Annotated in this window: 24 protein-coding genes; 7 read left to right on the top strand and 17 right to left on the bottom strand. The window is 37.3% G+C overall.

Annotation, left to right across the window (positions count from 1 at the left end; all coding sequences use genetic code 11):
* Positions 1-152: 152 nt before the first annotated feature.
* The 4 genes from thrC to SJY23_RS14495 all read right to left on the bottom strand — a co-directional run bounded on the left by thrC (position 153) and on the right by SJY23_RS14495 (position 3,170).
* The gene (gene thrC / locus SJY23_RS14510; RefSeq protein WP_396596900.1) at positions 153-1,454 is read right to left on the bottom strand and encodes a threonine synthase; all 1,302 of its coding nucleotides are present in this window, start codon (positions 1,452-1,454) and stop codon (positions 153-155) included.
* A 212-nt stretch (positions 1,455-1,666) separates the two neighbouring features.
* Positions 1,667-2,455, bottom strand: coding sequence for a DUF6503 family protein (locus tag SJY23_RS14505; RefSeq protein ID WP_396596899.1), 789 nt, complete (start codon positions 2,453-2,455; stop codon positions 1,667-1,669).
* A 63-nt stretch (positions 2,456-2,518) separates the two neighbouring features.
* Positions 2,519-2,719 (bottom strand): helix-turn-helix transcriptional regulator, encoded by a 201-nt coding sequence (locus SJY23_RS14500; RefSeq protein WP_035336463.1) that lies wholly within the window; start codon positions 2,717-2,719, stop codon positions 2,519-2,521.
* The gene (locus SJY23_RS14495; protein WP_035336464.1) at positions 2,712-3,170 is read right to left on the bottom strand and encodes a hypothetical protein; all 459 of its coding nucleotides are present in this window, start codon (positions 3,168-3,170) and stop codon (positions 2,712-2,714) included. Before SJY23_RS14495 ends, SJY23_RS14500 begins: the two co-directional genes overlap by 8 nt.
* Before the next feature lie 145 nt (positions 3,171-3,315).
* Here SJY23_RS14495 and SJY23_RS14490 point away from each other — a divergent pair, with 145 nt between their 5' ends.
* Entirely contained in the window at positions 3,316-4,101 is a 786-nt protein-coding gene (locus tag SJY23_RS14490) for a TrmH family RNA methyltransferase (RefSeq protein ID WP_396596898.1), read from the top strand.
* Positions 4,102-4,127: 26 nt separating this feature from the next.
* Here the strand turns inward: SJY23_RS14490 and SJY23_RS14485 are convergent, their stop codons facing one another.
* On the bottom strand, positions 4,128-4,853 hold the full coding sequence (locus SJY23_RS14485; RefSeq protein ID WP_396596897.1) for a peptidylprolyl isomerase: 726 nt from the start codon (positions 4,851-4,853) through the stop codon (positions 4,128-4,130).
* Positions 4,854-4,855: 2 nt separating this feature from the next.
* Here SJY23_RS14485 and SJY23_RS14480 point away from each other — a divergent pair, with 2 nt between their 5' ends.
* Positions 4,856-5,503 (top strand): NUDIX hydrolase, encoded by a 648-nt coding sequence (locus SJY23_RS14480; RefSeq protein ID WP_396596896.1) that lies wholly within the window; start codon positions 4,856-4,858, stop codon positions 5,501-5,503.
* An 86-nt stretch (positions 5,504-5,589) separates the two neighbouring features.
* Entirely contained in the window at positions 5,590-6,393 is an 804-nt protein-coding gene (locus tag SJY23_RS14475; RefSeq protein ID WP_035336471.1) for a 1-acyl-sn-glycerol-3-phosphate acyltransferase, read from the top strand.
* A gap of 118 nt (positions 6,394-6,511) precedes the next feature.
* Here the strand turns inward: SJY23_RS14475 and SJY23_RS14470 are convergent, their stop codons facing one another.
* Positions 6,512-7,126, bottom strand: coding sequence for a hypothetical protein (locus SJY23_RS14470; protein ID WP_035336474.1), 615 nt, complete (start codon positions 7,124-7,126; stop codon positions 6,512-6,514).
* A 3-nt stretch (positions 7,127-7,129) separates the two neighbouring features.
* Complete coding sequence (locus SJY23_RS14465; protein WP_035336476.1) at positions 7,130-7,624, bottom strand: RNA polymerase sigma factor; 495 nt, start codon at positions 7,622-7,624, stop codon at positions 7,130-7,132.
* Between the two features lie 588 nt (positions 7,625-8,212).
* Between SJY23_RS14465 and SJY23_RS14460 the strand changes: the two genes are divergently transcribed.
* The 4 genes from SJY23_RS14460 to SJY23_RS14445 all read left to right on the top strand — a co-directional run bounded on the left by SJY23_RS14460 (position 8,213) and on the right by SJY23_RS14445 (position 12,110).
* Positions 8,213-10,378 (top strand): carboxypeptidase-like regulatory domain-containing protein, encoded by a 2,166-nt coding sequence (locus SJY23_RS14460; protein WP_396596895.1) that lies wholly within the window; start codon positions 8,213-8,215, stop codon positions 10,376-10,378.
* 64 nt (positions 10,379-10,442) lie between these two features.
* Entirely contained in the window at positions 10,443-10,811 is a 369-nt protein-coding gene (locus tag SJY23_RS14455; RefSeq protein WP_396596894.1) for a hypothetical protein, read from the top strand.
* A gap of 123 nt (positions 10,812-10,934) precedes the next feature.
* The gene (locus SJY23_RS14450) at positions 10,935-11,735 is read left to right on the top strand and encodes a TIGR00266 family protein (protein ID WP_035336479.1); all 801 of its coding nucleotides are present in this window, start codon (positions 10,935-10,937) and stop codon (positions 11,733-11,735) included.
* Between the two features lie 177 nt (positions 11,736-11,912).
* Positions 11,913-12,110, top strand: a complete 198-nt coding sequence (locus SJY23_RS14445) for a hypothetical protein (protein ID WP_035336481.1) — start codon at positions 11,913-11,915, stop codon at positions 12,108-12,110.
* Between the two features lie 40 nt (positions 12,111-12,150).
* Here the strand turns inward: SJY23_RS14445 and SJY23_RS14440 are convergent, their stop codons facing one another.
* From SJY23_RS14440 to SJY23_RS14395, 10 genes are all read right to left on the bottom strand, one after another.
* Positions 12,151-13,089, bottom strand: coding sequence for a hydrogen peroxide-inducible genes activator (locus SJY23_RS14440; protein ID WP_035336482.1), 939 nt, complete (start codon positions 13,087-13,089; stop codon positions 12,151-12,153).
* Positions 13,090-13,221: 132 nt separating this feature from the next.
* Positions 13,222-13,638: a DUF2141 domain-containing protein gene (locus SJY23_RS14435; protein ID WP_396596893.1), complete on the bottom strand. Its 417-nt coding sequence runs from the start codon at positions 13,636-13,638 to the stop codon at positions 13,222-13,224.
* Positions 13,639-13,786: 148 nt separating this feature from the next.
* Positions 13,787-14,764 (bottom strand): Gfo/Idh/MocA family protein, encoded by a 978-nt coding sequence (locus tag SJY23_RS14430; RefSeq protein WP_396596892.1) that lies wholly within the window; start codon positions 14,762-14,764, stop codon positions 13,787-13,789.
* Between the two features lie 71 nt (positions 14,765-14,835).
* Positions 14,836-16,545: a sodium:solute symporter gene (locus tag SJY23_RS14425; RefSeq protein WP_396596891.1), complete on the bottom strand. Its 1,710-nt coding sequence runs from the start codon at positions 16,543-16,545 to the stop codon at positions 14,836-14,838.
* Positions 16,546-16,650: 105 nt separating this feature from the next.
* Positions 16,651-19,185, bottom strand: a complete 2,535-nt coding sequence (locus SJY23_RS14420; protein WP_396596890.1) for a PIG-L family deacetylase — start codon at positions 19,183-19,185, stop codon at positions 16,651-16,653.
* 78 nt (positions 19,186-19,263) lie between these two features.
* A complete protein-coding gene (locus tag SJY23_RS14415; protein ID WP_035336490.1) occupies positions 19,264-19,827 on the bottom strand; it encodes a mechanosensitive ion channel domain-containing protein in 564 nt (187 codons plus the stop codon).
* A 3-nt stretch (positions 19,828-19,830) separates the two neighbouring features.
* Positions 19,831-20,937: a magnesium/cobalt transporter CorA gene (corA, locus tag SJY23_RS14410; RefSeq protein WP_396596889.1), complete on the bottom strand. Its 1,107-nt coding sequence runs from the start codon at positions 20,935-20,937 to the stop codon at positions 19,831-19,833.
* Positions 20,937-21,893: a septum formation inhibitor Maf gene (locus SJY23_RS14405; RefSeq protein ID WP_396596888.1), complete on the bottom strand. Its 957-nt coding sequence runs from the start codon at positions 21,891-21,893 to the stop codon at positions 20,937-20,939. Before SJY23_RS14405 ends, corA begins: the two co-directional genes overlap by 1 nt.
* A gap of 33 nt (positions 21,894-21,926) precedes the next feature.
* Positions 21,927-22,514: a Maf-like protein gene (locus SJY23_RS14400; RefSeq protein WP_396596887.1), complete on the bottom strand. Its 588-nt coding sequence runs from the start codon at positions 22,512-22,514 to the stop codon at positions 21,927-21,929.
* Positions 22,507-23,427 carry a geranylgeranylglycerol-phosphate geranylgeranyltransferase gene (locus tag SJY23_RS14395; RefSeq protein ID WP_396596886.1) on the bottom strand — a complete coding sequence of 307 codons (921 nt, stop codon included), beginning with the start codon at positions 23,425-23,427 and terminating at the stop codon, positions 22,507-22,509. Before SJY23_RS14395 ends, SJY23_RS14400 begins: the two co-directional genes overlap by 8 nt.
* Between the last annotated feature and the right edge of the window lie 4 nt (positions 23,428-23,431).

Genomic DNA, 23,431 nt, shown 5'->3' with positions numbered 1-23,431 from the left:
ATCATCTTGTGTGGTGTTTATATACCTACCCAAGGGTGACAGGACTATTGATTCCTCATGTTAATTAGGCTTAAAGATAAAGCTTTAGTTTAGTTGAAATTAGGTTTTTACGCTCCGAGATGTGAATTTGAGAACATTTTCGCGAAAGCGAACTATGCTAACAAATACGTCTTTAACTCTTCATAATTCTTCACAGGAATGGTATCCATCGTTTTATGCATTAACTCCTTGATCTGTTCGGGGAGATCAATGTTACCTACTACGGGTGTAACTGCTGGTAAAAACTTAACAGGATGTGCGGTTTCTAAAAAGACTCCGTAAGCTTCTGGATGATCTTTTAAATAGGCCTTGAGTCCTAAGTATCCCACAGCACCGTGAGGATCTGCTATATAATTATGATTTTCATGCAAATCGAGCATCGCACCGCGTGTTGCATTATCACAATAGGAGTATGATGAAAATTTTTGAGATAGTAATTGCCTGTCGTTTTCAAATAGCTGTAGTACTCTTATGAAGTTACTAGGGTCACTCACATCCATTGCATTACTTATCGTCGCAACCGTTGTCGTAGGGGTGTAGACTCCGCTTTGCATAAACCTAGGGATGGTTGTATTACTATTTACCGCAGCTACAAATTGGTGCACCGGCATTCCCATCATATGAGCTACCATACCAGCACATATATTACCAAAGTTTCCACTAGGTACAGAAAACACAAGAGAATCTGCTTTTCCTTGCTTCTTTAATTCTTTATAAGCAAATAAATAATACAAGGACTGTGGTAGCCATCGTGCGACATTAATACTATTTGCAGAGGTGAGTTGTTTTGTACTTGTAATTTCTTTGTCTAAAAAAGCCTTCTTGACCATCGCTTGGCAATCATCAAAAGTACCGTCAACTTCAAGTGCGGTGATATTTTCTCCTAATGTGGTGAGCTGTCGCTCCTGCACATCAGATACTTTGCCAGAAGGGTAGAGGATTACCACTTTTATCCCTGGTACTTTGTAAAAACCCCTAGCAACAGCTCCACCAGTGTCACCGCTGGTAGCTACTAGTACAGTAACTTCTTCTTCTTGATTACGTTCTTTTAAGAAATGACCTAGACAGCGCGCCATAAAGCGAGCTCCTACATCTTTAAAAGCCATGGTAGGCCCATGAAAAAGCTCTAGTGTTGCCACATTTTCTTCTATAGGAATTAACGGGAAATCAAAAGAAAGAACATCTGTTACTATTTCTTTAAGTGTAGCTTCGTCCATACTATCGCCCACAAAAGGTTTCATCACTTCGACAGCGATTTCTTCTTTGGATAATTGCTCAAGCTGCTCCCAAAAGGTAGCAGGAAGCACTGGGATATTTTCAGGAAAGTAAAGTCCTTTATCTGGAGCAATTCCTCGTATTACTGCTTCATCAAAAGTGACTGTTTGCGCTTGCGTATTAAGGCTGTAGTATTTCATATATAGATAACTAGCTAACTAACATTATGCATTTTGTTTGTAAAGTAAATCTAATAGATTTTAATCAGAAATATGACTAAATAGCACTAAGATGCAGTATGCTGATAGTAATAGATTAGGGTTTTTGGTTTTGATAATCAGTAAGTTGTGGTAAAAATAAAACGCCATTCATTGAGAATGGCGTTTGTTTATATTTTATGTAAGATGATTATCTACTCTACAAGTACTCCACCTTCAGGCTTTGAAAAAGTAGCAATATCTAGTTTGGTCGCAGTTGCTGTAGGATTTATAAAATTCATAGCATTTCTCATTTCTGTAGGCTTGCCATCTACTACCTTGTACCATTGTAGTTCGCTAGGTAACTTAAGACCATTTACATTTTGCCATTTTGCATACTTAATAAAGCTGTAGCGCTCACTTGGTCCATCACCTCCTGCAGTTACTGTATATGCTAGCCATGCCATTTCGTTTGTAGTTGGGTCATTATATAAGATATAATTGTCATCTGGACTGTCACCTACATCTTTGCCGTAGCTAATTTTTGTCCCAGGGTAGCTTACACCATCCATTTCTAATGCAGGAACCTCTGAGTATGTGATGCCTTCATCACTTAGTACAAATGGCATTGCATAAAAATAAAACATCAAGTTATGATAAAAACGAGCTCTCTCTGGTTGAAAAGCGATGGTATCTTGTTTTAACCATAAGTCTTTACCGTCAAATCCTAGTACAAAATCTTTAGTTTCAATACGTGTCTTACGCGATTTAAGATCAACAGTGTGTATTTCATTTATGTCTCCTTTAGGTAAGGTAAAACATAAATTGTTCATGTTATTCCAAGTGTCAATTCCTCCGTGAGCTTCAAATACTTTAGAAATTTGATCTGGGTACACTCTTGATGGAGTCTCCACCACAGCAATTTCTTCTGTTTTTACGGTTGATTCATTTTTACAACTTGCAAAGGCAATAAGTCCAGCAAGCAATAGGATAGATTTGTTCATAGTATATTAATTGGTTAGAATTTGTAAGGTAGTCGTATGGAATTTATAGTCTTACAAAACTCGTCAATCATTTTCAGATAATGAGAAAAATTCATTTACTGGCTTTTTAAATAACTCAGAAAGTTTTAGTGCTAGTACCGTAGAGGGTACGTAGCGATTTTTTTCTATCGAATTTATGGTTTGCCTCGAGACACCTATTTTCTTTGCAAGATCATCTTGTGTAAGATTGAGGATAGCACGCTCTACTTTAAGTGTATTAGTCATCTGCACCACTTTTAAATAGATGAAAAAATAAAATCTGACAGAATAGCAACACCCATAACACAAAGAAATCATTTACTGGCTTTAAAGATGAGCCCCCGTTTATTAAAGCATCTGCTCCTAGATTTATAAAAGGCATCACAAGCGTTTGTAGCACGCCTACAATAAAGGCAATCATATAAGATCTCATGCGCATGCTCTTTATAAACTCATCTTCTATCGGTTCTTTAGATAGAGATACTGTAAGAAGACCAACGAGCATTGTATATTTTACAATAATTATAATGGTAGACTTTAGGGTATAATCTGTTACGATAATACTTGTTGCGATTAGAGAGAGAAAAGAAGCAATAAACAAAATCCAGCCTATTCTTTTGAATTTATGTGGTAATTGAAATTTGCTAAGCTTCTCAAGGCTCTTGCGCTCGCAGGCAATTATTTTTTTAAAATTCATAATAATAACGTTTAAGTGAAAACAATCTAGCTTTACTTTATGTAAAGCTAATTTATTATAATGTCAAATATACTTTACATTTTTGATACTTGAACTATTTTCTTCTAGTTTTTCTCTAATCTTAAGAATATTCTACATTTGTGCTATGTCAAAATATATTTCTAGTATCCAGAATCCAACTGTAAAAAGACTATTACAACTTCAAGATAAGTCACGCGCACGTAAGAAGGAGGGTGGTTTTATTATAGAAGGTGTGAGGGAGATAGCGCTTGCTATCGCCGGAGGATACGAGATTACAGAGGTTTATTTTAATGAAGCTGTAATTTCGGAAGATGAGGTTGCTGGGATGGTAAATGACACAGCGATGATGACAAGCTTATCTGCCGAGGTATACCAGAAAGTTGCTTATAGAGCAGGGACGGAGGGAGTTATCGCTTTCGCGAAAGCGGAAACTAAAACCTTACATGAGTTGGCGCTTCCTGATAATCCGCTACTACTAATTGCCGAAGCACCAGAGAAACCTGGAAATATAGGCGCACTATTAAGAACAGCGGACGCTGCTGGGGTAGATGGAGTAATTATCGCAAATCCCAAAACAGATTTATACAATCCTAATATCATACGATCAAGTGTAGGGTGTGTGTTTACCACACAAATAGCAACAGGGTCAACTGCTGAGGTGATTTCATTTTTACAAGAAAAAGGAATAGCGGTTTACAGTGCTATTTTACAAGAAGCGGTAGACTATGCAGCACAAGATTATACAACGCCTACCGCAATAGTGGTAGGTACAGAAGCCACAGGATTATCTCAAGAATGGCGCAGCGTGGGTACAAATATTAAAATACCTATGCGAGGTAAAATAGACTCTATGAATGTCTCAGTTGCTGCCGGAATCTTAGTTTTTGAAGCACGCAGGCAACGTGGGTAGTAGGTATTTTAAGAAGGAAAAGACGCTTAATCAATAAGGGCAATCTTCATATATACATTCGCTAGTGGCCACTCGCTACCATCAACTTTTAGCTTATTGATTTCATCTACAACGTGCATTCCTTTAGTCACTCGGCCAAAAACGGTGTGATCTCCATCAAGGTGATGCGCTCCACGTGCAGGTTGTACAATAAAAAACTCAAAGGGAGCAGTCGCATTACTCACATTTTGCTCGGTATACTTAGCCGATGAAAATGCTCCACGGGTGTGTGTATGTGTAGGATTTGCTTCATTTGGTATCAAGTAACTCCCAAAGCTCGCTCTGTTGCGCGCAGTGCCTTGCGTATCATTGTTACCTCCTTGTACCACAAAATCAGGCGACACTCGGTGGAACTGCGTCGTATTAAAATAACCGTTTTTAACGAGCATGATGAAGTTTGCTCTGTGTAGGGGTGTATCTGTAAAAAGCTCCACTTCTATTTCTCCAAAACGTGTGGTAATCTTAACCTTTGTCTCAGGATTATCTTCCCCATAAGCTGTGAGAAAGTCAATAACCATTTCCTGCCCACTAATGGTAGGATTTTTTAAAGTACCCATTACTAGTGATGGATCTACTGTTTTTATGACTTTTTGTTGGAGTGCTATCGTGTCTTTTTTTGGCACTTCTTCCTCTACAGAAATAGGTGCAGATTTCTTATCTTGACAACTTGAGCTCGCTAGTAGCGCTATAATAATCCAGAGATACGTACGCATAAATGAAATTTGAATCATTTTTAGAATTAGCTTCAAAAATAGGAAATCTCCCGCTTCCAGGGCGCGATGTGCAACTAGAGATGGCGCCCAATGAACGCTTGAGAGAACTAGAAGAACTAGAGATTTCTACCCGCAAGCCTAGACAGGCAGGTGTGATGTGTTTATTTTATCCTACGCCAGATGGAGATACGGAGTTTATTCTCATTTTACGTAAGACTTATAAAGGTGTTCATTCTAATCAAGTTGGGTTTCCTGGTGGAAAAGTAGAGCTTACAGATAGGGATCTTGCGCATACAGCACTGCGAGAGACCGAAGAGGAGGTAGGTGTCCCGCAATCTCATGTTACAATTACTCGTAAACTCACAAATATTTACATTCCACCTAGTAATTTCTGGGTGCAGTCATTTATAGGACATCTAGATCATACTCCTGCATTTATTGCTCAAGAAAGCGAGGTTGAGTCTTTGATCCCCGTGCCACTATCTGAGTTCCTCTCTGATGATTGTATAACAACGCAAAAACTCTCTACCTCCTATATGGATGATATGGAGGTACCAGCATATAAATTGCAAGGTCATATCGTTTGGGGAGCTACGGCAATGATGCTCAGTGAGGTACGATCGCTTCTTAACACTTCTTTAAAATTGTAACGCCTTTTGTATCTTTACAGGCTGTTTGTAACCAAGTACGCTTTCGCGAAAGCGCACTCAAACACAACCAATTTTTAAACGATACAATGGGGCTATTTAAAAAAAATCCATTTGGACATATACTATTCTTAAAACGCTGGCTCATAAGAATTGCTGGTGCAATGACGCATAGACGTTATCGCGGTTTTAATGAATTACAGATAGAAGGTTCTGAAATACTGACTAATCTTCCAGATAAGAACGTATTATTTGTTTCAAATCACCAGACTTATTTTGCAGATGTGGTTTCTATGTTTCACGTATTTAACGCAAGTTTAAGTGGCCGTACAGATTCTATAAAAAACATAGGATATCTGTGGGATCCAAAACTTAATCTATACTACGTGGCTGCTGGAGAAACGATGAAAACAGGCTTACTGCCTCGTATTTTTGCATATGCAGGGGCGATTACAGTAAGTCGTACCTGGAGAGAAAAAGGTAAAGAAATAGATCGCCAGGTAAACCTTAAGGATACTGAGAATATAGGTATTGCCCTAGATGATGGCTGGGTAATTACATTCCCTCAAGGAACTACAAAACCATGGAAACCTATTAGAAAAGGAACCGCTCACATCATTAAGAACTATAAGCCTATTGTCGTGCCTATTGTGATAGATGGTTTTAGAAGGAGTTTTGATAAGAAAGGACTGCGCATTAAAAAACGCGGTATTCTTCAATCTTTTGAAGTAAAAGAACCTCTAGTAATAGACTACGAAAACGACTCTGTAGAGAAAATTGTAGAGCAATTAGAATACGCAATCGAGCAACATCCGTCTTTCTTAAAGGTGATCCCTATGGAAGAGATAGAAGCAGAAGAAGAGCTTAATAAAAAGAGAAAGTGGGACTATTAATGTTTCAACTTACAAAGAAAAAAAGCGAGAGCGACCTTTACGGTCGCTCTCGCTTTTTATATGCTAAAAAGGCAACAGCTTGACCTATTGCCTTAATCAGAACTCAAACCCCCTAGATTTAAAGTTCCAATTTTTTAAGTTGATTGTAATTTTCTTTGAGCCTTTTAGTCAAACGTCCATATATAAGTCTATATATTAAAAGCAGGACTCCAATAAATAAACCTAACATTAATAATACTACAATTAAAAGAACCACTGGGCTGGCAATTTTAAAAGTGTCAGGACTATTATAATATGCTACGCCAGATATTAATAATGAACCAATGAAAATGAAGCTTACATTAAACCATATATAAAGCTTGACAGTACCTCTAGCTTTTAAGATGTTTTTCATCAAGTTTTTTGCATTATCTGTTGCTTTAATCGATTTATAATTCAAGTAAAAACAAACAACGAAGTAGGCTAAGGCGACATAATTTATAACTAATAAAACATTGTCTATTGTAGTTATTCCAGCTTTTTCTACAAATGCTATATTAGCATCTCTTTGTTCTAATACAAAGTTGAGTATAATCCAAAAGGCAAATTCAATGATACTTATAAAAAGTATCCACTTTACTACAGAAGAAGACTTCTTAAGTAGCATAGGGTATAATTCTTCTTTTGTATATTTTGGAAGTGATCCTTCCTGTTTTTGCCAATCTTTCTTTAGCATTTCTAGTTCATCTACCATAGCTTATGGATTTAATATTTTTTTGAGCTTTTTCTTCACTCTGTTCATCTTCACTCTTGCATTCACCTCTGTAATACCTAGGGTTTCAGAGATTTCACTGTAGTTTTTATCTTCTAGATATAAAAAGACGAGTGCCTTATCTATGTCATTAAGCTCTTTTACTGCGCTATACATCAACTTTAATTGTTGCTCGACGGTATCATCATATTCTTCTGATGATATACGAAACATGACAGAATCAAAATCTTGAGTCTGGACCGTTCTTTTAGATTTACGATATAGAGTGATGGCGGTATTTAATCCCACGCGGTACATCCACGTACTGAACTTTGAATCTCCTCTAAACTTAGGGAAGGCTCGCCATAATTGTATCGTAATTTCTTGAAAAAGATCATTGTGTTGATCCCGATTGTTGGTATACAAACGGCATATTTTATGCACAATATTCTGGTTCTCTTCCAGAAGGGTTACAAAATTTTCTTCGACTGTTTTATCCAATGGTTGGTGGCTTAGTTAATGGTAAGTAGAGATTTCTTACAAAGTGTTACAGAATATTGATAAAAGTTTTAGTCAAATCCCGGTAACGTCCAACTATCCCTATATAACTGATCCTTGAGATGATCAATCGGTACATTATTAAAAAGAAAAAAACCTCTGCTCCCTAATTGCAGAGGTTTTTTCTTACATGTTAAATCCTTGAACTTTTAACGGGATAAATATAGATATAATAGTTGTGTAAGTACATCCCCATATGTTACGTTTAAGTAAAATCAATTGCAAATTATTGTTGATTATAGCTTTAGTAAACACGTTTATAGTTCATTAAAAAAGGAATTTTAATTTAATTTTTTTTTTCAATTTTTTCGTTTTTCAGACAAAAGCAAATATTGTCGTAGTTACGCAAACGTTATAAATGATTTTTGATTTCAAAACCTTCTCAAGTTGCTGTAATCAATAATGACAAAATACGCTCTCCATCAAGATAACTACAACTGAGAACTCAAAAATGACGGTTGGGAGTATTACGCTTTCGCGAAAGCGTAGTTCGCTTCATATTTGCTCAACAATCAATCAACCGAACTATTTATGAAATCGCTTTTACACATTCTCGTTTACCTAATTTGCTATCAACTAGCTGCTCAGACCGTTGTCTCAGGAAAAGTTACAGACTCAAAAGGAATACCCATAGAAGGAGCAAATATTTTTCTAGACGCGACTTATGATGGAACTAGTACTGCAGCAGATGGATCGTTCTCATTTACCACTACTGAAGAGGGAACCCAACTGCTTAAAGTTACCTTCTTATCATATGAGCCATTTGAGTTATTCATGGACGTCACAACCTTTAATAATCTTAACATTGTTTTGAGGGAAGATGTAAACTCACTAGATACGGTTGTACTTTCGGCAGGGACATTTGAGGCTAGTGATAATAGTAAAGTATCTGTGCTTAAGCCGCTTGATGTTGTGACTACGGCAAGTGCGCTAGGAGATTTTGTAGGTGCATTACAAACACTCCCAGGTACAACCACAGTTGCAGAGGATGGTAGGCTCTTTGTACGGGGAGGAGATGCTGGAGAAACACAGATATTTATAGATGGCATACGTGTGTTTACTCCATATACACCTACAGCAAATAATACACCTACTCGTGGCAGGTATAGTCCTTTTCTTTTTGACGGGATTACATTTTCTACTGGGGGATACTCGGCCGAGTATGGTGAGGCTTTGTCAAGCGTTTTATTACTGAATACTATAGATGAGCCAGATCAAAATAAGACAGATATCTCTCTCATGTCTGTAGGCGGCGGACTAGGAATTACCAGAAAATGGGAGAAGAGTTCGCTTAGCGTAAGTACATCATATATAAACCTTGCTCCCTATGTGGCATTATTTTCTAATCGTAATAATTTTAATAAGCCTTTTCAAACCTTTTCAGGAGAAGCGGTATATCGTTACAGAACTGAAAATGGCTTGTTTAAATTATATGCAGCGGGAGACACGACAAGTTTTGACATAACGCAAGAGGATATTAATAATCCAGAAGGGTTCACGTTAGGCTTAAAAAATACCAATGTTTATGTAAACTCAAATTATACAGGTATGTTAAGTGAGACCTGGAGTATTCAAACAGGAGGGAGTTATACAAGTGCTCAAAATAATAGGTCACTACAATCGACTACTAATATTGATAACAAAGAAAATAGTGCACATCTTAAAGTCAAACTTAAAAAGCGTTTTTCAAACAGACTTAAACTCGCCTTTGGTGCAGAACATTTTATAACAGATTTTAAAGAAAATTTTAGTGGTTCTTTTGAAGATCAGAATATTGTAGCTGCATATGATTTTAAGAGTAATATTTCGGCAGCCTTTGTAGAAAGTGACATCATCTTCTCTCGCAATTTTGCATTGAAGCTGGGCGCTAGGGCGAGTAATACAGATTATATGGAAAGAGTCACTTTTTCGCCTAGAGCGAGCGTAGCCTATAAAACAGGTAAGAACAGTCAGTTTTCTTTAGCGTATGGTGACTTTTATCAAAATCCCCTTAATGACTTTTTAAAATTCAGTCTTGATCTTGATGCTCAAAAAACAACACATTATATAGCAAATTACCAGTATAGCAATAATGGACGAATCTTTAGAGCAGAGGCGTACCGTAAGAGTTATAGTGATTTGATTACTTCTAATACTATGTTTAATAGTCCAGAGAGCGTGCTTGCAAATGATGGAAATGGCTATGCGCAGGGAGTTGATGTATTTTGGAGAGATAACACGAGTATAAAAAATATGGATTACTGGGTGAGCTATTCCTACCTAGATTCAGAAAGGAAATACCTCAATTTTGAGGAACAAGCAAGACCGTCTTTTGCTAGTCCTCATAACCTATCTGTGGTAGGTAAGTATTTTATTAAAGATTGGAAGTCACAGGTGGGCGTAAGCTTCCAGCATAGTTCTGGACGTACCTACACAGATAAGAATAGTGTGGGCTTTTTACAAGCAAACACGAAGTCTTTTAATAGTTTAAGTGTGAACTGGGCTTATTTATTATCACAGCAAAAGGTTCTATATTTTTCTGTAAACAATGTACTTGGATTAAGAAACATAAATGGATATCAATATGCAGATACTCCTAGTCCGGCTGGTAACTTTGACCGCAGAGCGTTACGACCAGCAACAGATCAATTCTTTTTTGTAGGCTTTTTCTGGACCATAAGTGATGATAAAACTAGTAACCAGCTAGATAATTTATAGATGTCATTTACGTTTTGAAGTAGTATTGTAAAAGAAGTATCTTAGTAAAAAATAATTAGTGTCTATGAAATATTTACTTGTTGTATGCTGTTTGCTGATGTTTGTTTCTTGTGGAGATGATGATCAACCAGACCCAATCGTAGAGATTTGTACTACCGAAGTGGTGCCATCCTTTAGAATTACCGTAAGAAATACTGAAGATAATTCTTTACTAGAAGGAGTAAGTGTAGTGGCTAAAGATCAGCAGTTTGAGGCTACGCTTACAGAAGAAAGTCCTGGAGTATACGTAGGACCAGATGAGCGTACGGGGAGTTATTTTTTAATTATTCAAAAAGAGAACTTCCAGACCATCATCACAGAGACCTTTATGGTAGAGGAAGATGAGTGCCATGTAATTACTGTTGCAAGATCATTTACATTACAACCACTGTAATAAATAATTTTTTTATTCATAATGAAGCCCAAAGAAATCTTTGGGCTTTTTTTATGCTTGTATGGTTGTAACAAGTAAGAGCTTATAGCTACCTATAGATACACAATCAAAAAAACAACAAGTATGAACGCACATGAAATAGACTACGAGATTTTTGGAGAAGAGATGCAATATGTAGAGGTAGAGTTAGATCCGCAAGAAGGTGTAATTGCCGAGGCAGGTAGCTTTATGATGATGGAAGAAGGAATACGCATGGAAACCATTTTTGGTGACGGCTCTGCAAAGGATACTGGTGTGATGGGTAAGATTTTTGGAGCAGGAAAGCGTTTACTTACAGGAGAAAGCTTATTCATGACAGCCTTTTACAATGATGTAGTTGGTAAGAAGAAAGTAAGTTTTGCATCACCTTATCCGGGTAAAATAATACCAATAGACCTTGATAAAATAGGAGGGAAGTTTATTTGCCAGAAAGATGCATTTCTTTGTGCGGCAAAGGGTGTTTCTGTCGGTATAGAGTTTTCACGTAAGTTAGGAAGAGGTCTTTTTGGTGGAGAGGGTTTTATCATGCAGCGTCTAGAAGGTGATGGTATTGCATTTGTACATGCTGGAGGAACTACGCTTAAAAAGGAGCTTGCTCCAGGAGAACGTTTAAAAGTAGATACTGGGTGTATTATCGGTTTTGATAGTACAGTAAACTATGATATAGAATTTGTAGGAGGTATTAAGAATACCATTTTTGGTGGTGAGGGGCTCTTTTTTGCCACATTAAGTGGTCCTGGAACTGTGTATATACAGTCACTTCCTTTTAGTCGACTTGCAAATCGTGTGCTGGCTATGGCTCCAAAGACGGGAGGTAAACAAAGAGGTGAAGGCTCTATACTAGGTGGTTTAGGAGATTTGCTCGATGGTGATAGTCGATTCTAGCGGGGCTTGCAACTTCCTATTTAAGAAGTATTTAACTTAATTTTAAGAGAGCGAAATATACTCAAACACGTGTATTATCCCTTTTTATATCTTATATTTAGTGAGTTCAATATTATAAAATAACGCTTATAGCATCAAACTACTTTTTATAATCTAACCCTATAAAACCCTTCGAATATGGCGAGAGCAATGTTTGAATACACAAAAACTATTTTAGATAAGGTAAGTTTTGATAGCTCACTATTTTGTAAAGAATTAGAGAAAGCAATTAAACGACTATTACCTTATGAAATAGATGAACTTAGAATCTGGATCAATGCATTGATTAAAACCAATCCTGATCTCGGTCATTGTCTAATTTATTTAAAACCATAAAAAAAGCCCCATTATTGGGGCTTTTTCAATATAATACGTCTTATTTTGAAATAGGACTTATAATTTGAACGTTTTGAAAGGTAATAGCACCTTTTACTACGCCAGCAATGGTAGACCTTAAGGCTTCTATAATTTGTATTTTAAGTTCGCTCTTATGATAGATAATACTTATCTCCCTAGCTGGAGAAGGTTCCTTAAATGATTTAAAAAGCTCTTGCTCTTTTACAGGTATGTCAAGTGTGTGCAAGTAAGGTAAAAGCGTCATACCTAATCCTTCATTTGCTAGTTTTACGAGCGTTTCAAAACTTCCACTTTCTAATGAGAATTTCTCATTATTCATATTTCTAGGCGTTGCACATAGATTTATTACACCATCTCTAAAACAGTGTCCGTCCTCAAGTACAAGCATGTCTTGCATATCTAGATCTGTGGTCTCTAAGATTTCCTTATTGTTGAGTCTATGATTTTGTGGTACATAGGCAACAAAGGGTTCGTAATAAAGAGGTCTCTCTTTAATCATAGGGTTTTCAAGAGGAGTAGCAGCAATGGCTGCGTCTAGATGACCTTCCTCAAGCTTTTCCATGATTTGATCTGTGTTAAGCTCTTCAATCTTGAGCTTAACCTTAGGATATTTTTTTATAAAATTAGTGAGAAACATAGGGAGTAGCGTAGGCATTACTGTAGGGATCACTCCCAGTTTAAACTCTCCTCCTATATAGCCCTTTTGTTGATCTACAATATCAGTAATACGATTTGCCTCGTTAACAATATTACGTGCTTGGTGGACAATTTTTGATCCTATTTCTGTAAGTTCTATGGGCTTCTTACTACGGTCAAAAATAAGGATGTCTAGTTCATCCTCAAGCTTTTGTATTTGCATACTTAGCGTGGGCTGAGTAACAAATGTCTTTTGCGCTGCTCTAGTAAAATTTTGGTGCTCTGCTACCGCAAGCACGTATTTGAGTTGAGTGATAGTCATGTTGTAATTTATAACACAAAAGTAAGAAAATCATTGAGTGTACCTATGTACAACATCAATTTATAAGTTTTTTCTTATAGCAAAAAAAAGCCAACAGATTACTGCTGGCTTTGTCATATGAAGAAACTAATATTACATTTTAATTTCTAGTTCTACATCTTCTGTACCTACCGTAAATTTTGCATTGTTCCAGCTAGGAGGTCCAAAGCCTGTACCACTACCAGAAGTTGCATAATCTTCTTTAGGCATCCCGTTTGCTTCAAAATCCATACGGTTATTTCCATTTTGATCATGTAGCGTGATAATTCCGTAATCTCCAGGTTGTACATTTTCAAAAACTAAGGTAACCTTATTGTTTTCTGGTGTTGCTGCTTGAGAAGCCAAAGGCGCTGCCTTCATAAAAGTTGCCTCGTTATATAGTGCTGCAGAGGCAGAACCGTCATTATTAGTTAAGTTAGGAATGGTTACCGTGATGGTAACTCCTTCTGTTTCTTGTCCAAAAGAAATTGATGAAACAGCTGCGAGTAATAAAAAGATAATTGTTCTCATAATTGGTAGTATTAGATAGTTATTGTTTTTTGTTGATGATGTAAATGTATCATCACGCTTTCGCGAAAACAATCTTCCATTACCCAACTGTAAAAATCAATGACCGAACTGTAAAAATTTGTAATCTAAATCCGTTTGCAGCTATATATCAGTATACTAGTCCAATATTTTTTCTAACGTTATCTAGCATTTTAATAAGATCTGTACTCTTGCGGAAAGTCATAATATCACTCTCTGTTTTATTACTTTCAAGCATTTTCTGGCAGTGCAGTATCTCATAATGATACCCATTTACACCTTTTGGAATTGGGAAATCATATGTTTTTGAAGTACCATTGGTAATGATCGTCACATTAGTTGGTTCATGAAAACGGCTGTTTATCTGTATTTCGCCATGCTCTAAAGTGATGTGACAAGTAGTGTCTGTTTTCTCATCAATAGCCGAAAATAGATCTGCTTGTACTTGACTAGGATATTCTAATTGCATAGAGCAATGATGATCTACACCTGAGGGACCTATTAAAGCCTGGGCACTTATATTTTCAGTATATCCTAAAAGTGTTAGTGCGGCAAACACTGGGTAAATGCCTACATCTAGTAAACTACCGCCACCAAGTGATTTATTATACAGTCGGGCATTTACATCATAAATTGCATCAAAACCAAAATCGGCAGTAAGGTTTGTGATCTTTCCTAAATCTCCATTTTTAACCGTATCAAGTACAAATTGAAAATGAGGTAAGAAGTTTGTCCATAGGGCTTCCATTAAAAAGATTTGTTGCGCTTTCGCGAAAGCAATCATTTCCTCAACTTCTTCAAGATTCATGGCAAAAGCTTTCTCGCAAAGCACTGCTTTCTTATGCTTGAGACATAAAAGCGTTTGCTCTTTGTGAAACATGTGAGGTGTAGCAATGTAAACGATATCTACTTTAGGGTCTAGAAGCATTTCCTCATAGCTACCATATGCGATAGTCGCGTTATGAGTATCCTTAAAAGCTGTTGCATTGTCAAGATTTCTACTTGCTACAGCATAAAGATGTGCACCTTGAGTAAGTTGTACATCGTTCGCAAATTTGTCAGCTATTTTTCCACAGCCTAGTATTGCCCAGTTAGTTTCTTTAGTCATGCAGGTCGTATTTAATTACAGCGATACAATTTTTTTACTTCACATTTTCGCGAAAGCATAATTACACATTGCTACTCATCTTGAGAACCTCCAAAGCTTACTTGTAGTAGCATCGCTAGTCCCATTACGAGGGCGCATCCTACAACGTTGAGCCATAAATACGGGAATTCTATAATCTCAAAATGTATGAGTCCGTAAACGATAATAATAATTACTTGCGTGATGAGTGCTGCTATGAAAACGGCATTACTTTTTACAAATTTGATAAAGAATGCGAGTAAGAATATCCCGAGAATATTACCGTAAAAGATAGAACCTATAATATTTACTAGCTGGATTAAGTTTTCAAATAGACTTGCCGTACAAGCCACGATAATTGCGAGCACGCCCCACATGAGTGTAAAGCCTTTTGTGCTGCGCACGTAATGTCGGTCTGTCATAGTCCCTCTGTAATTACGCTTGTAAAGATCTACAGCGGTGGTGGCTCCTAGTGCATTAAGTTCTGACGCGGTAGATGACATTGCAGCGCTGAGTATTACAGCAAGTAGTAAGCCTATTAGTCCGTTAGGAAGGTTATTGAGTATAAAGTGTATAAAGACGTAATCCTTGTCGTTATTTTCTACCTCTGGAGCGGCTTTTGCTATGAGCACTTTACCTACAGATCTTATTTCTTTATCAATACCTTCGTATTTATCTATTAAGGATTTTTGAGTGCCGTCTTCTTCATAAATATCTAGAGTAGGATCCTGAGCATAATTAAAGGCAGCTTCTTTTTGATTGTTTTGGTTTTGTGCAAGTTGTTGTTCTAGGGATTCAAATTCGCTCGCATAGATTGATGTTTTTACGGCTTCGGTCGCGGCAGGGTTAAAATGTAGCGGCGCACTATTAAACTGATAAAAAACAAAAACCATAACTCCTACTAAGAGAATAAAGAACTGCATCGGGATTTTTAAGGCTCCGTTAAAGAGAAGACCCATTTGCATTTCCTTTACATTCTTTCCAGAAAGGTAGCGTTGCACTTGACTTTGATCTGTACCAAAGTATGAAAGCATTAAAAAGGTACCTCCTAATAAACCAGTCCACACCGTGTATCTATTACTTAAATCAAAAGAGAAATCTAATAGATTCATTTTTTCTCCGGCACCAGCAATACTTAATGCATCTGTAAAACTGATGTTCTCTGGAAGTTTATCAAGAATAAGGTAAAAGGCAATTGCCATACCAGCAAAAATCACCGCCATTTGCTGTTTCTGAGTAATACTTACGGCTTTTGTGCCACCAGAAACGGTATAGATAATCACAACAATACCTATGATAATATTGAGCGTAGTAAGATCCCAACCCAATACTGCCGAGAGGATAATAGCTGGTGCATAAATGGTAATCCCTGCAGCGAGACTACGCTGTATTAAAAATAAGATAGCTGCGAGTGATCTCGTTTTTAAATCAAAACGACTTTCTAGATATTCATAGGCTGTAAAAACCTTTAGCTTGTGATAGATAGGTATAAAAACCAAACAAATAACAATCATCGCAATAGGAAGCCCAAAATAAAACTGGACAAACCCCATGCCGTCATAAAATCCTTGACCTGTGGTAGATAAAAATGTAATGGCACTTGCTTGCGTAGCCATTACAGAAAGGCCTACGGTCCACCATTTTGAGGTATTACCACCTCTTATATATTCTTCTGCGTTCTTACTGCCTTGTGTTTTATAGGTTCCATAAACAACTATAAAAATGAGCGTGAATGCTAGTACTGCCCAATCTATTATTTCCATATTAAGAGAATGAGGTCATTAATAGATAAAACACGATAATGTAAGCTAGATTGACCAGCAGTACTATGGTGTACTTCTTTTTCCATGGGTATTTGGATACATTTTTCATTGCTTTATCTCGCTCTTTTCTTGCTTTCCTATACTCAGCATATTTGCAAATAATTTATAAGCTCCAGACACTCCTGCCGGTAGTTCTCTAAAAAAGCTCAAGCCTGTATAAATGTAGTGACCGTCACCGTATGGAGCGACTAGTAAACTACCATCCTTTGCCGTTTCTCCTTTATCATTCATAGACAGAATAGGAGTATAGGCTTCATCCCACTTGTTTGGAAAATAAAGGCCACGTTCTTGAGTCCACCCTTCAAAATCTTTTTGAGTGAGCTTGTTTGGGAAATTCATGATAGGATGATTTTCAGCAAGGATTCTCACTTCGCTATTCTCATCCGTCACACGGTCTCTACTGAGCTGCATCTCATAAGGAGCACCTATTTTTGTGTTGCCCCAGCGACCAGACGTATTGTATTGTGCGATAAGCGTTCCACCAGACTTGACATAGTCGAGTAAAAGTGGCTGCTTTGCTTGCATCTCGTCTACTACATTATAAGCTCGTATGCCTACCACCACTGCATCAAATTGCGCAAGTAGTTCTGGTGTGATAGTGCTAGGTTCTACAATAGCTACTTGGTAGCCTATTTGTGTGAGATTATCTGGCACTGCATCTCCAGCACCTTGAATGTACCCTATATAATCCCCTTTACGCTCGATATCAAGTCGTACAATCTTTGCTTTGTTAGGTAAAAATAGCGACTGCAACGGGATGTGTGCATAATCTATTGTTACAAGCTCCTTGGTGTACGATTTATTTCCGGCGGTGACTACGGGAGTGAGATCTCCTTCACTATCAGTGCTAGGAGGTGTCACAGAGAACATAACTTGCTGTTCTGTACCTTTCAATGCGATGGCTACGTTTGCACTTTTTGGTGTGATGGTCCATCCACTAGGAGCAGTGAGAGATACGGTTCCGCTAAAATTATCTTGATGCGCTGTAACCGTTACGGGAATATTTTTTGATTCCGCTTTCGCGAAAATAATAACCTTCGAGTCTAGCTTTGATGAAACTGCTGGCACGATTTCAAAAGGCTCATACACTTCGCCCTTCACGCGATCATTGTATTTATAGATAATTGGTTTTTCTATTGTGATAGGTACGCCAGCAATCGTGAGGTCAAACTTCACTGTGTTTTGTTGTGGAGTTTCTGGTTTACCTATCATAGTGCGATCATCTACTCGGTACATTCCTAATGTTCCTTCTTCACGTAACCAGTATGCAGAAGTATCTTTAAAAGAATCATCTATGGTAACCGTTGCTTCTGTAGAAAGTGGTGTATTGTTAGCTAGCGGTCTGTTGCTAGCTAGTTGTTGATTATTTGATGTAACAACTACGCTGTTAAGAACTACAGATTGCATACTCCTGTTTATCGCTTCAAGTTTTAATGTTACTTCGCTTCCTAGAGTTGCATAACCAGTATTTGCAGCTGCTTCTAGATAAATACCTGCGCAGGCAGTGATAATATCTTGCAGTTCTTTAGATTTAATAGCTTTCCAGTGAGCATTATCTAATTGCTGTATAAGTGCATATGCTTTAGCTAGCTCAGGAATACTCTTTTCTGGAGCAGTAAAGTCATAGTCTTTAACGACTTGGTCCAATATTGTTTTAATGGCTTCACCTCCTTTTACACGTGTCCAAGTTGTATTGATTCCTTGAAAAACGTCGTTATTAGTTGGCATCTCACCACGTAATAATTCAAAATAGGTGTCTTCTGTACCACGGCTTCCCGTATTTCCAAAACCTTGAGACTTGTGCTGACTTCTACTAAGTGAAGAGATTTCTGTATTAGAAAGTCCTAGGCTAGGGTAGTAGGTACCTACATCTACTTTTACCAGATTAGATTTATCTGCTGCTTCAAATTTTTCTCTACTTCCATAGAACCACCAAGAGGTATTAAAAAACTGTCTGCTAGGTTTCCAAGTGTCTGTATATTGTAACTGATCTTTATATTTTGAATTGTCACCGGCAAGGTCAAAAGCTTCAACAGATAGCATTGCGCTTGATGTATGATGCCCGTGTGTACTCCCTGGTGTTCTATGATTAAAGCGGTTGATAATCACATCAGGTTTGAAAGTTCGTATTGCCCAGACTACGTCACCTAGAACTTCTTCCTTGTTCCATATAGCCAGCGTCTCATCGGGATGTTTTGAGTATCCAAAGTCATTTGCTCGTGTAAATCGCTGCTCTCCACCATCTGTAGCTCGTGCAGCAAGTAGTTCGTTAGTACGTATCACGCCAAGCAGTTCGCGTAATTCTGGACCTATAATATTTTGACCACCATCACCTCTAGTCAATGATAAATAGGCAGTTCTAGCTTTGACTGTGTTTGCAAAATAAGAGATAGCGGTAGTATTCTCATCATCAGGATGAGCAGCGACGTAGAGTACGGAGCCTAGAAAGTTGAGTTTTTGAAGGTCTTGGTATATCTCGCTAGCCGTTGGTTTAACAGGTTGAACGGTAATGCCTTGAGCAGATATTTTCGCGAAAGCAAAGACAAATAAAAGGGCTAAAATCACATAGGATTTACGCATAATAATGAGGAGTTTGATACTTCTCAAATATACCGAATATGAAAGGTAGCCTAAGTTCTTTAAGGTTTCTTTAACAATCTATACTGGCTTATTAAAGGGATCATCCTCGTCCATTTGTTGATTCTGCTCTAAGATATTTGTAGAGATTCCCTCCTCTACAAGTGTGATTCCTTTTTGAAGAATTAAACTGTTTGGGTAGGTGTGTAGTCCGCCATCAGAGGTACGTAAATTAGTGTGAAACGCCTTGATGTCTTCTATAATCGCGATGATAGGAAAATCTTTGTCGTGAATTTTTATACGGTCACCTATTTTGTAAGGAAGTGTAAAAAAGATAATCACCCCAGATGTAAGATTACTTAGCACTGACCACTGCGCAAAAAAGGCAACACCTATAATAGCAAAAACAGAGCTCGCAATGACTCCAATGTCCTTAATTTTAATTCCCCAAATTAGTATACTTATGATGAACGCAATGATTAAAAGCACTGCGTCTACATATTTCATAATAAGATTTGCACGCTTCTTTACTTTGTTTTTACGCTCAGAAAAGCGGCGCACAAAATAAGAGATAATGATGCGCAGTATTATAAACACACCTAGTGTAAATGCACTCTGTACAATCTCGGGTCTAAACAATTCCATAAATTAGAGCCATTTTTTACGCTTAAAGTAAATGAGTGATGCAACAAAAATAACAATCATAGCTGCCCAGAAATAATAGTAACCACCTTTGATAGCTAGCTCTGGGATATGTTCAAAATTCATCCCGTAAATACCTGCAAGAAAGGTCATAGGTATAAAAATGGTAGCGATGATGGTAAGCACCTTCATCACTTCATTCATTCGGTTTGCAATGTTAGTAGAGTTCATATCCATTAGTCCAGTAATGGTATCACGGTACACTTCTACGGTCTCGATTACTTGAATGGTGTGATCATATAAGTCTCTTACAAATATCTGCGTTTTCTTAAGAATAAGATGATTATCTACTTTTTCAAGCTTATTTACCACTTCACGTAAAGGAAATATAGAACGTCTTACTTGTATGACTTCTTTTTTAAGACTCTGAATTTCTTGAGAGTAGTTTTTTGAGGTGTCTGTGTAAATTTTATCTTCTAGTTCTTCTATTTTATTACTCAATTGCTCGATGATAATAAAGTAATGGTCAATAACGGCATCCATAATCGCATAGGTGAGATAATCTGCTCCATTAGAGCGCACTCTACCCTTGGCGTGTCTTATGCGTTCTCGCACTCCGTCAAAAACGTCACCATCATATTCTTGTAAACATATCAGATACGTCTTGCCTAAAATTAAACTTATGTGCTCAACATTGAGCTGATTTTGATCATCATAGTACAGCATTTTAAAGACGATAAAAAGGTGGTCGCCATACTCATCTAGTTTAGGTCGCTGGCTAGTGTTTGCAACGTCTTCCATCACTAGAGGGTGCAAGTTATAACGCTCTGCAATTTGTGTAAGTGCAACGGTATCACTTAGACCATTAATATTAATCCAAGTTACAGTCTTTTCATCGGTATCCTTGTGATATTCTTCTAGGCGTGCAAGTGTTTCCTCATCCAGATAATCATCGTTATAGTCAAAGACGTCAATACTTACAGCCTTTTGCGCTTTATTGCCTGTGTAGATTACATGACCAGGAGCGTGAGAGAGTTTCTCTTTCACGGTCTCCCTAGTAATATTATTTCTCACTAAAGCGTTTACTTTACTTTTAATTTTTTTTCTAATCATTATAAGCCAAGTTCTTTACGTAACGCCTCATCCTCTTTAGTTTTTTTACCCCAGTAGGCACTTCTGATTGTTTTCATCTTAGTAGCTGTTGTGGTCATTTTATCTCCACCACGACCGTCTGGATAGGTCTCTTCCCAACCTTCAATCTGGTGTGGGAAATCACTAGAAAAGTTTATTGTAAGTGTTCTGTCTAATGATGGATAATTAAGTGTGTATGAAGTTGCTGTTAAGCTTCCAGTAACATTATAAGCTTTTATAGGAGTGTGCGTCATCGCGGCATAAGAAACGTCTGGAATACTTGTAAAACTCCCAGTAGGTAATAAGGTAGGGTCGATGCGCAATAATGCCCACAATTCATTTTCTAATACTGCTTTGTCTAAAGTATATTCCTCATCTGCTCTGCTTTCAAAATAAGAGTGAATCTGCACCTCAAATTGATCTCTGTTATTGAGTTGAGTGTACGTATTACCACACCATTCTTGCATACTTTGTGAGACCTTAATAGCGTGCAACTCCTCATTTACTGGTAAAAATGTACTACTCATAATGGAATACGGATAAATGCCTGTCACAAAATTTTTAGTAGCATTTAACTTGATAATAGGGATATTATTGTTGTCTTGGTTATCTGCTTTTACTTGTTTTTCTGGCAAAAAATCTTCAGTTACAAAAATAAGTGCTGCTGTTCCTTCCCGTAACTCGCCATAACGAGCTTGCTGTAACTCGTAGCTAGTGATTTCGGCAGTTCCAGCATACCAGTAGTCTTTCCACTCTTGTGAGATGGAGCGCTGTGATATTGGTAGCGTATTAATGCTTGTTGCGGTGTCCGCTTTCGCGAAAGCGGTATCATTTTTATCATTGTTCTTACAACCAAAAATCATAGCAACAACGACTAAAGCGCTACCTATTAAGAATGTACTTCGATATGCTTGATGTTGTTTTGTGGATATAGACATGATATAAATTTTAATATTAAAATTACAGAAATACTATGAGTCTGCGAGCAGCATTAACGTTTCATAAACTTTATGAAGCGGCATTCCCATGACATTGAAGTAAGATCCCTCTATGCTGGTCACTGCAATGTAGCCAAACCATTCTTGAATACCGTAACCACCTGCCTTATCATACGGCTGGAAATTGTCTATATAATAGTCTATTTCTTCTTCAGTGAGGTCTTTAAATGTCACTTTTGTTGTGTCATTAGTGACCGTTTGTGCAGTAGCAGTAGTAAATGCGACAGATGTTATTACCTCGTGTGTGCTGCCTGAAAGTGCAGATATCATGGCATAGGCTTCATCGCGGTCTTCAGGTTTATTTAAAGCAACTCCGTTAAACCAAACAATGGTATCACTAGTAACAAGAATATCTTGTGCTTTAAGATTTGAAAATGCAGAAGCTTTGAGTCTAGCAAGGTGATCTGTAATTTCTGGTCCTTCAAGCTCTTCTGGAAATATCTCATCTACAGGTTTAATATCTATAGTAAAATCGAGTCCTAATTCTTTAAAAAAATCTTGACGCCTAGGAGATCCTGAGGCAAGTATGAGGTTGTGATTTTTAAGTTTTTCTTTAAGCATAGCGTTCTATAATTAGTATAAGTGGAAAAAGGAGAATGCCTAAAAGCATTAAACCTTTAAGTAGTCTAGCGATTAATTTATAATCTAATGTTTTTTCTGCGTTCCAGCATTGGGAGGCAATATATCCTAGTGGGATTATTGTAAAGATAAATAGTACGATAGTGATAGGTAGCGACCCATCTGAAAATATAAAGGTGAATAATGCACTATTAAACAACAACCCTAGTGCAATGAGAGCGCACAAAAGCATAGTACGTTTACTACCAATTATTATAGGTAATGTGCGATACTCCATAGCATAATCTCCATTTATGTCTTGTACATCTTTTACAAGTTCTCGCAGTAGGTTAATCATAAAAGCAAGTACCACAACAAAAGTAAATAGGGTGTGACCTTCTTTTGTGAGCATGTGTTCTACTCCAGAAAGCTCAATAGCTTTGGCTTCAAACAACCATATAATGACAAGCGAAAAAGCAACCAGCCCACTAGTTACAACGTTTCCCAGAATAGGAATTCTTTGTAAGTATGAGTTATATCCATAGAGCGCTACACTCACTCCTATAAACAGTAATGAATACTCCCAATGTCCTAAAATAAACGAACTATAAATGCCTAATAGTACTCCTAAGCTCCACAGTGAGATACAGTAGGTGTAGGCATTTCGTGTCGAGATGTTGTCAATTACATAAATCTCATTAGGCTTGTTGATACGATCTGCTTTAATGTCAATTATGTCATTATGAATATATCCTGCAGCCGCTATACAAAGCGTAGCGAGAGATAGTATCGCAAACTCTAAAAAAGATAGCTGAGTGCCTACATCTCTCAAATAACTCAAAGACAACTTTAAAATAAGCTGAGTTATAAAAATCATAAACAGATTAAAAGGTCTTATGATTTTTAAGTATGCCACAAAT

Origin of the sequence: Dokdonia sp. R86516 (assembly GCF_044596715.1) — a bacterium.
Taxonomy (GTDB): Bacteria; Bacteroidota; Bacteroidia; order Flavobacteriales; family Flavobacteriaceae; genus Dokdonia.
Note: the sequence above shows the minus strand (reverse complement) of the source record. Positions and strands in the feature narration are given on the sequence as shown.